This is a genomic window from Acinetobacter sp. Z1 (assembly GCF_024296945.1).
In the GTDB taxonomy this organism is placed as follows: domain Bacteria; phylum Pseudomonadota; class Gammaproteobacteria; order Pseudomonadales; family Moraxellaceae; genus Acinetobacter; species Acinetobacter beijerinckii.
This window is the reverse complement of record NZ_CP101115.1, coordinates 3,551,533-3,560,693: the sequence shown is the minus strand read 5'-3', so window position 1 is coordinate 3,560,693 and position 9,161 is coordinate 3,551,533. Positions and strand designations below refer to the sequence as shown.

The 9,161-nt window shown below is 37.1% G+C and carries 10 protein-coding genes; 7 read left to right on the top strand and 3 right to left on the bottom strand.

Going from position 1 to position 9,161, the window contains the following annotated elements:
* Positions 1 to 657 precede the first annotated feature (657 nt).
* From rpmH to NGC85_RS16870, 6 genes are all read left to right on the top strand, one after another.
* Entirely contained in the window at positions 658 to 792 is a 135-nt protein-coding gene (gene rpmH / locus NGC85_RS16895) for a 50S ribosomal protein L34 (RefSeq protein ID WP_000831329.1), read from the top strand.
* A 27-nt stretch (positions 793 to 819) separates the two neighbouring features.
* On the top strand, positions 820 to 1,215 hold the full coding sequence (gene rnpA, locus NGC85_RS16890; protein WP_254804437.1) for a ribonuclease P protein component: 396 nt from the start codon (positions 820 to 822) through the stop codon (positions 1,213 to 1,215).
* 9 nt (positions 1,216 to 1,224) lie between these two features.
* The gene (yidD, locus tag NGC85_RS16885) at positions 1,225 to 1,545 is read left to right on the top strand and encodes a membrane protein insertion efficiency factor YidD (protein WP_169109820.1); all 321 of its coding nucleotides are present in this window, start codon (positions 1,225 to 1,227) and stop codon (positions 1,543 to 1,545) included.
* A gap of 5 nt (positions 1,546 to 1,550) precedes the next feature.
* A complete protein-coding gene (yidC, locus tag NGC85_RS16880; RefSeq protein ID WP_005055378.1) occupies positions 1,551 to 3,308 on the top strand; it encodes a membrane protein insertase YidC in 1,758 nt (585 codons plus the stop codon).
* A gap of 113 nt (positions 3,309 to 3,421) precedes the next feature.
* Positions 3,422 to 4,777: a tRNA uridine-5-carboxymethylaminomethyl(34) synthesis GTPase MnmE gene (mnmE, locus tag NGC85_RS16875; protein WP_254804436.1), complete on the top strand. Its 1,356-nt coding sequence runs from the start codon at positions 3,422 to 3,424 to the stop codon at positions 4,775 to 4,777.
* Positions 4,778 to 4,937: 160 nt separating this feature from the next.
* Positions 4,938 to 5,750: a DUF2310 family Zn-ribbon-containing protein gene (locus NGC85_RS16870; RefSeq protein WP_254804435.1), complete on the top strand. Its 813-nt coding sequence runs from the start codon at positions 4,938 to 4,940 to the stop codon at positions 5,748 to 5,750.
* Positions 5,751 to 5,799: 49 nt separating this feature from the next.
* Here the strand turns inward: NGC85_RS16870 and NGC85_RS16865 are convergent, their stop codons facing one another.
* Positions 5,800 to 6,975 carry a PilT/PilU family type 4a pilus ATPase gene (locus tag NGC85_RS16865; RefSeq protein WP_254804434.1) on the bottom strand — a complete coding sequence of 392 codons (1,176 nt, stop codon included), beginning with the start codon at positions 6,973 to 6,975 and terminating at the stop codon, positions 5,800 to 5,802.
* Positions 6,976 to 7,419: 444 nt separating this feature from the next.
* On the opposite strand from NGC85_RS16865, the gene NGC85_RS16860 reads away from it, so the two are divergent.
* On the top strand, positions 7,420 to 8,118 hold the full coding sequence (locus tag NGC85_RS16860) for a DsbC family protein (protein WP_254804433.1): 699 nt from the start codon (positions 7,420 to 7,422) through the stop codon (positions 8,116 to 8,118).
* A gap of 49 nt (positions 8,119 to 8,167) precedes the next feature.
* Here NGC85_RS16860 and NGC85_RS16855 read toward each other — a convergent pair whose 3' ends face one another.
* Both NGC85_RS16855 and hpt read right to left on the bottom strand, forming a co-directional pair.
* A complete protein-coding gene (locus NGC85_RS16855) occupies positions 8,168 to 8,419 on the bottom strand; it encodes a GlsB/YeaQ/YmgE family stress response membrane protein (RefSeq protein WP_005055384.1) in 252 nt (83 codons plus the stop codon).
* Between the two features lie 168 nt (positions 8,420 to 8,587).
* Positions 8,588 to 9,115 carry a hypoxanthine phosphoribosyltransferase gene (hpt, locus tag NGC85_RS16850; RefSeq protein WP_005055385.1) on the bottom strand — a complete coding sequence of 176 codons (528 nt, stop codon included), beginning with the start codon at positions 9,113 to 9,115 and terminating at the stop codon, positions 8,588 to 8,590.
* Positions 9,116 to 9,161: the final 46 nt, after the last annotated feature.

The following is a 9,161-nucleotide window of genomic DNA, read 5'->3' as shown; positions in this document are numbered from 1 at the left end:
TGCATCCCCTAATATCCATTTTTAAATTCAAAAGTAACCACCCTCATTGCTAAGGGGTCGCCATTCTAACCAAGTTATCCACATCTGTCAGGGAAATTTAGGTGACTTTCGATGAAAAAGAAAGCACTTGTTTATAAATTTAAATTCAAAAGTGCATGTGAATAACTTTTTGCACAAGCTGTGGATAATTTTTAGATCAAAGTTATCCACAAAGTATAAAAGTTATAAAAACACAGTTATCCACAAAGTAAGTTTTTGTTTAATTTTAAAATAAACCGTGTTTCCACAGAAAAACGCGCCCTTAATAATAATAAATTTAAATTTTAAAATTTGAATTTACTTATAAGATTAGGCTGGTTTGTGGATAACTGAGCATATCGAAATTTAAATTCAAAATCCAAGAATTAAATTTAAACCAGAATAGCTACTGTTGATAAGTATGCTATTAAGCTGTGAATATAACTTAATAGTGATATAATTTAAATAGATAGCGTGTGTATATTTTTTGTTTTCAATAAAAAGTATTTAGTTCAACTTTTTCTGATTTCAGCAAAACAGAACAAAGAAAATGTAAAGTTTTGGATTTTTGATTGACAGCGTAAACATTGCGCAATAAAATCGCGGACCTTTACAGAAAGATCATTTTGGAGTTTCGAAATGAAACGTACTTTCCAACCATCAGAATTAAAGCGTAAACGCGTTCATGGTTTCCGCGCTCGTATGGCTACTAAAGCAGGTCGTCAAGTTTTAGCTCGTCGTCGTGCAAAAGGTCGTCATAGCTTAACTGTTTAATACTGTTAAGCTGACCAGACTTGGGTGATGACACTTTACAGTTTCGGTACGGAATCTCGTATTCGCTGTGCCGCTGATTATAAAAGTGTATTTGATGGTGCGCTTTTTAAAGTGCATCAGCCCCATTTCCTTTTTTTAGCAAAATTAACCGAACAGCCTAAAAGCCGTTTGGGTATTGTTGTTGCTAAAAAGAAAGTGCGTCGTGCGCACGAACGAAATAGAGTAAAGCGTCTTGCTCGTGAGAGCTTTCGTTTACATCAAGCGCAATTTAATGCTGATATCGATATTGTGGTTATGCCTAAAATAGGTATAGAAACCATAACAAATCAAGAATTACATCAACAATTAGATTTTGCTTGGCAAAAATTACAACGCTTAGCAAAGAAGCATTCCAAAGTCGTTGTAACATCCCTCCAAATTTAGAGATCTCCAATGGTACGTTTGCTGCATTGGCTGATAAGATGTTACCAAATCGCAATTAGTCCACTATTGGGTCCTCGTTGTCGCTATATTCCCACATGCTCCCAATATGCAGTAGAAGCATTACAAATACATGGTGCAGCAAAAGGTGTATGGCTATCGACTAAGCGAATTTGCCGTTGTCATCCTTGGGGTGGTTCAGGCTATGATCCCGTTCCAAGAAAAGCGATTCGTTTTATTTCGTTTCATCAAATAGATTCTCAAATGCATCACGTTGCTGTACCCTTTCGTGATCGTTTATTCAAGCAAAATCTCTCTAACCATTTGGGATAATAGATATGCAACAATGGGCCAGATTTGCAATCCTTGGAGCCATGTTTGTTACCGCATATTTGCTAATTTTGGCTTGGCAAAAAGATTATGGTCATGCTCAAACAGCACCGCAACAACAAGCGGCAGTTGTGAGTTCGCATGAAGTATCTGCAGATTTGCCAAATGCTCAAAATGCAACAGCGGCTTCAGACTTGCCACAAGCAAATGTGACTGCATCACAAAGCACAGAAAAGGCTTCTGTGAACCAGCAATTGATTTCTGTGCAAACAGATCTTTATCATCTTTGGATTAATCCTAAAGGTGGTGATATTGTTCGTATTGAGTTATTAAGCCACGATCAAAGCAAGAATGGTGATCAACCATTTGTGATGTTGGAAAATGATGCGAAACGTACTTACGTCGCTCAATCTGGTTTAATTGGTTTAAATGGACCGGACAGTAACCGTAACGGTCGTCCAATGTATGATGTTGAGAAATCAGCATATACTTTGGCGGATGCAAAAAACGTCGCAGTTAAAGATGGCGGTACAGCTCAAGTTTTAACTGTTCCATTGGTTTTTAAAACACCTGAAGGTGTGGAAGTGATTAAAACTTTCACTTTTACCAAAGGTGATTATCCAATTACAGTGAAGCATCAAGTCATTAACCGTAGTCAGCAAAACTGGCAAGGTCAAATGTTTGGTCAGTTAAAACGTGATAATTCAGATGATCCAGGCAAATCTGATCAAGGTATCTTTACGCTAGGCACATTCTTAGGTGGCGCTTGGGGTACTCCAGAAGCAAATTATAATAAATTAAAGTTTGCGAATTTCTCTGATGAGAAACTTAACCTTGAAGCGAAAGATGCTTGGGTTGCTATGGTTCAGCACTATTTTGTTAGTGCTTGGATTCCAGGTAATTTAAAGTTAACTCAAGCAGATGGTCAGCCTTATACAGCTAAATTAGAATCGCGTCAGTCAACTGATAAGATGAATATTATTGGTTTTACTTCGCCAGTAATCAATGTACCTGCGGGTACTTCGATGGAAGTAGATGCCAAATTATATTCAGGTCCAAAAATTCAATCTGAATTAAAAGATCTTGCTGTCGGTTTAAATCAGACAGTTGATTATGGTTGGTTATGGCCAATTGCGAAGCTACTTTTCTTAGGTCTACAATTCTTCCATAACATAGTTGGTAACTGGGGTTGGTCAATTATTTTATTGACGATTTTAGTGAAATTGATTTTATGGCCACTTTCTTCAAAAAGTTATCGCTCAATGGCGAAAATGCGTGTGATTGCGCCAGAAATGCAACGCATGAAAGAAGAGTTTGGTGAAGACCGTATGCGTTTCTCTCAAGAAATGATGGCGTTATATAAGCGTGAACAAGTTAATCCATTGTCTGGATGTTTACCGCTGTTATTACAAATGCCGATTTTCTTAGCGTTGTATTGGGTATTGATGGAATCGGTTGAACTTCGTCATGCACCATGGTTAGGTTGGATTCAAGATCTTTCAGCAATGGATCCATGGTTTATCTTGCCGTTGATCATGGGTGTAACCATGTATGTTCAACAAATGTTAAACCCGCAGCCAACAGATCCAATGCAGGCAAAAGTATTCCGTATCATGCCAATCATGTTTACGGTATTTATGCTGTTCTTCCCTGCTGGTTTAGTACTTTACTGGATCGTCAACAACAGTATTACGATTTTACAGCAGTCGTTTATCAATAAAAGTGTAGAAAAAGATCGTCTCAACAAGGTTGAGTCTGCTTCTTAATCGGGAACTTTTACTGAATTAATCCGCTTAAGATGGTAATCTTAAGCGGATTTTTCTTTGTGTATATTTAGGGTTTACGCTACAAAACCCTCGTATTTTTAGGTGAATTTAAAATGCTACATCAAACCACAATTGCTGCGATTGCTACTCCATTAGGTCGTGGTGGTGTGGGGGTGATTCGTCTCTCTGGACCTAAGGCTTATGTGATTGCCGAGCAACTGACCCAAAAAAGTCTGCCTGCGGATCGAATGGCTGGATTTCGTCAATTCCTTGATGCTGATGGCTCGGTCATGGATGAAGGGATTGTACTGTGTTTTCCAAACCCTCATTCGTTTACTGGTGAAGATGTGGTGGAGTTACAGGGGCATGGTGGTCCTGTGATTCAAAATGCTTTGCTGGCACGTTTACTTGACTTGGGTGCTACTACTGCAAAAGCAGGTGAATTTTCTATGCGTGCTTTTGAAAATGGCAAAATGGATTTGGTGCAAGCAGAAGCAATTGCCGATTTGATTGATGCCACTTCACAAGCAGCTGCTCGTTCTGCAGTTCGATCCTTACAAGGTGCATTTTCAACCAAAATTAATACGGTTTTAGAAAAACTAATTCACTTACGTTTGCATGTAGAAGCTGCAATTGATTTTCCAGAAGAAGAAATTGATTTCCTCGCGGATGGTAAGATTTTAGCTTTATTGGATGATGTAAAAGATTCTGTCAAAGCGGTACAACAATCTGCACGTCAAGGTCAGTTATTACGTGAAGGTTTACAGGTGGTGATCGCGGGTAAACCCAATGCAGGTAAATCTAGCTTATTGAATGCACTTGCAGGACATGAGCGTGCCATTGTGACCGATATTGCAGGGACTACTCGTGACGTTTTGCACGAAAAGATTAGTCTAAATGGCTTGCCAATTACCCTAACCGATACGGCAGGTCTGCGTGAAACGGGCGATATCGTTGAGCAAGAAGGGATTCGTCGTGCGATTAAGGAAATCGAGCAGGCAGATTTATTGCTGTTGGTTTATGACTTAAATCAAAAAGATGAGCCATTGGCATTAGCAAAAGAATATTTCGCAGAGCATATTGAACCAAAGCGTTTGATGCTTATTGGCAATAAATGCGATTTAACTGGACAACAAGCAGAAATAACTGATTATCAAGGTTTCCGCCAGATTCGAGTTTCTGCAAAACAAGATATGGGTGTGCAATCACTCATAGATGCGATTACAGCGCATGCTGGCTTCCAGCCAGAAGAAGATACCTTTATTGCAAGAACACGTCATTTAGACGCAATGAAGCGCACTCAGCGCTATTTAGCAGAGGCACGTGAGCAACTCGTTGTATTTAACGCGGGTGAGTTGGTGGCGGAATCTTTAAGACTGGCTCAGAATGCTTTAGGCGAGATCACAGGCGATTTCAGTGCTGATGATTTACTCGGAAAGATTTTCGGTTCGTTCTGTATTGGAAAGTAATCTAGTATTTTAGTGATTTTGAGAATTATAAAATAAGATTAAAGTACTAATTAATAATAAATTAGTACTTTGATTATGGATTATACTGATAATTAGTTTAGCGTAATTATTATACTTTTATTACTATTTTTCTTATTTCAAAACTTCTGATGAGTTAAAAATGATTGCTTATAAAGTGATTTTTGGGTCAATTACAAAAACAAATCGAGAACAAGCCGAATGGTTAATTGAGGATTATCTTTCTGTTTTATTACATAATGGACAAGTGTGTGGTGAGTATTATTTAATCGTACATAATGGACTACTTTGTACGTATATTAATTTGCAAGGAATTAATGCAAATTTAAAAAAATATCATTGCAAATATGGCATAGATCGACTGAAACGCGTTATTGAGTTATTTGGTTGTGAACCATTATGGGAATGTATTGATGATGATGTTCCTGAACAAAATACCCATTGGCAAAACGCTAGCTTTCTTTATCTCTATACCCATATGAATGATTGGCAGTCACCCATGCGTCGAGGGGATAGTGGTCACCCAATTCCGATTTTTCTTCTTTCTGGAGAGCATCAGCAACGAGAAGAAATATATTTTTGGCAACAAGAATATAAAAACTGTGATCAAGCTTGGATACATAGTGGTGCTTTGGAAAAAATAGCCTATAAACAATTGGCAACCCCAGATAGTGAATTGTCAAAAGCTGGACAAAATATATGTAAATATATTGAAGAGGTTACAGGTATACCTACATATTATTATCTTCAACGTTATTGGGGACGTAGGAGAAATGAAGACAAAAGGCTCTGCCCATCTTGTGGTCAAAACTGGAGCACTGGTTTTGAGGATGATGAATTCTATAATTTTGCTTTTAAATGTGATTCATGTCGTTTAGTCTCCCAACTTGCCGTGTCTTATGAAGATGAGAGGCATGCAGTTATGGGAGAGTGGCGTAATTCCAAAATCAAATGAAAGGCTATTAAAAAAGCTTAAGTTTTATTCAAACTTAAGCTTTAGTTTTTTAAGCTTCTTCTTGCTCTTCAACTTCTTCTTTCACCATATCCAATGAAGCCGCAGAATTGACAGGCATTCCTTCTTGGCGCGTACTTTTAAGTTTAATTTGTAAACGTAATTCATTGACAGAATCAGCGTTACGCAGTGCTTCATCGTAGCTAATAGCTCCTTCATTATAAAGCCCAAATAAGGCTTGATCGAAGGTTTGCATCCCTAACTCACGTGACTTGCTCATGATTTCTTTAAGAACATGGAATTGTCCTTTTAGAATATTGTCACCAATCAACGGCGTATTCAGTAAAATTTCAATCGCAGCTCGACGCCCTTTACCATCTTCAGTGCGCACCAGACGTTGTGAAATAATCGCTTTCATATTGGATGAAAGATCCATCAATAATTGATTGCGACGTTCTTCTGGGAAAAAGTTAATAATACGATCTAAGGCCTGGTTGGCATTATTTGCGTGTAAAGTCCCTAAACAGAGATGTCCTGTTTCAGCAAAAGCAATCGCATGCTCCATAGTTTCTGTATCACGGATTTCACCAATTAAAATCACATCAGGTGCTTGGCGCAGGGTGTTTTTGAGTGCGTGATGCCATGAGTGACAATCGACACCGACTTCTCGATGGGTAATCATCGATTTCTTATGTTTATGTACGTATTCAACTGGATCTTCAACCGTAATAATATGCCCTGCTGAATTTTCATTACGATGATCAATCATTGCTGCTAATGATGTCGATTTACCTGAACCAGTTCCACCCACCACGAGGACTAAACCACGTTTTTCCATAATCACATTTTTAAGCGATTCAGGAAGTTTTAATTTTTGAAAGGTTGGAATTTCTGATGTAATGGTACGAATGACCATACCAATTTGCAGCTGCTGTTTGAATACATTGACGCGAAAGCGCGATACATTGGGTACATTGATGGCAAAATTACATTCCCAATCATTTTCAAAGTCTTGTCGTTGTTTTTCGTTCATTAAACTATAAGCAAATAACTTGGTTTTTTCCGCAGTTAATTCTTGTTGTCCTAACGGTCGCATCAAGCCTTGTAATTTAATACTCGGTGGAAAATCTGCTGTAATAAATAAATCTGAGCCACCATATTCAACTACTTTGGTGAGCATGTGAAACATAAAGGTTTTTGCTTCTTCTAATAGTTCCGCGTTATACATGAATTTACCCAAACTCAAAGATATGACTGTTGTTCAGTCTAGTGATGTGAAATCTCTTTATTCAAAACAACAGATCCATCTGTATGTCTGATAAAAATATAATCTCTGTAGCTCATTTTATTTCGATTTAATTTAAAAGAATTAGTGAACAAAGCTTGTAGTGATCGTTGAAATGGGATTATTCCAAAAATAAACCAAATGTTCTACTTTGATTTTTGCATATTGCTTGAATATCAATATGCTGTGAAAAAAATTGTCAATTTCTAACCAAAAATATCTTTTTCACGAGTTTGAGGATTAAGTTGATTGTTATAAATAAACGTTCCACGTGAAACATCAGGTTTTTTGGTTGGGTTTTAGTTGTTGCTCAGTAATCTCATGAGATTAAGCATCTGTTAGTCATTACAATCGCGGTTAATTTTTGATTTGAATTGAGTGTGCATCATGTTTAAGAAAGTTGGAATTTTCTCTATCTTGAGTTGTATTTCTGCTTTGAGTTTCGCAAATGTAGAGACTGTCAAAAGTAATTTAAATCAAAATTATCCTAATATCCAAGTGACTAACATTCAAAAGACCGAAATGGCAGGTCTATATAGTGCAAATTTAGATAAGCAAATTATTTATTTGGATGAAAATGCACAATATATGTTTGTAGGTTCTATGGTGCGTATGAAAGACCAAAAGAATCTCACCAAAGATCTAGTGTTAAAACAAAATTCTATCGATTGGAACAAACTCCCTTTTAAAGATGCAATTAAAACTGTAAAAGGCAATGGTAAACGGGAGCTTGCAATTTTTTCAGACCCTAATTGTCCATATTGTAAAAAATTAGAGGCAGAATTAGACAAATTAAACCATGTAACAATCTATACGTTTATTTATCCATTAAAACCGCAATCGATTGCTGTATCAAAACAGATTTGGTGTGATGCAAATCAAGCTTATGCATGGAAAAATTTACTAGAAAAAAACATTCAACCTAAAGCCAAGACCTGTGCTAATCCGATAGAAAGAAATTTAGAGTTAGGGCGTAAACTAGGTGTAACTGGCACACCAACTTTAATTTTCGCCAATGGTTTAAAAATGGTCGGTGGACGTAGTGCAGAAGATATCCAAGCGATTTGGAAAGAATTAGGGTTATAAAAAAGAACTCCCAAATCATGATTTATGATGATTTGGGAGAGTTTTCAGTTTAGCTTTTTTTGGTGATGAGTTTATAAAGAAATAAAATGATTACAGCACCCAATACGGATGCGATAAAACCTGCTGCTGAATTTTCACCGTACAACCCAAGTAAACGACCACCATAGGTTGCTAATAATGAACCTGCAATACCCAGTAAAGTCGTGACAATAAAACCTGCTTTGTCATCACCAGGATGTAATGCACGCGCAATTAAACCAGCAAAAAAACCTACAACGATTGCTACAATCAGAGTCCACATTGTCTTTTCTCCTTGTTTTAACAATAGTATTTGTTGTTATCCTGCTTGATTGAACCAAGCTTTGTCTGTAGTCGATTGCTCAGTTATGTCGTATTTTTGTGCATTATTGAGCGGTCTTTGATGAATATCGTTATAAAAAAGGCGCTTAATAGCGCCTTAATTGATCGTTTAAAGTCCGATTTCACCAATAAAAGGTAAATGGCGATATTTTTGATCATAATCTAGACCGTAGCCAACGATAAATCGATCTTCAACTTCAAAGCCTAAAAATTTTACTTCTAAATTAATTTCACGGCGTGAGGGTTTACTCACTAAAGTACATAGTTCGATTGAATTGGGCTTACGTGTTTGCAGCATTTGTATTACTTTGTTGAGGGTGTTACCTGAATCAATAATATCTTCAACCACTAATACATCTTTACCGTGAATTTCACCATCCAAGTCCTTTAGAATTTTGACATCACGGCTAGACGTGGTACCACCGCCATAGCTTGAAACGGTCATAAAATCGAGTTCATGTGGTTTTTCAATCGCACGGCATAAATCTGCCATAAAGATGACTGAACCACGCAATAAACCAATCAATACCAGTTCTTTATCACTTTGAGCATAGTGTGCATTGATTTTTTCACCTAGCTCTTTCACTTTGGCTTGGATCTCTTCACTGGAAATCATTACGCGCATCGCAACAGTCATCGATAGATTCCTAAAACTTTAAAATTGGGAAAATAAAAAAGGTGTT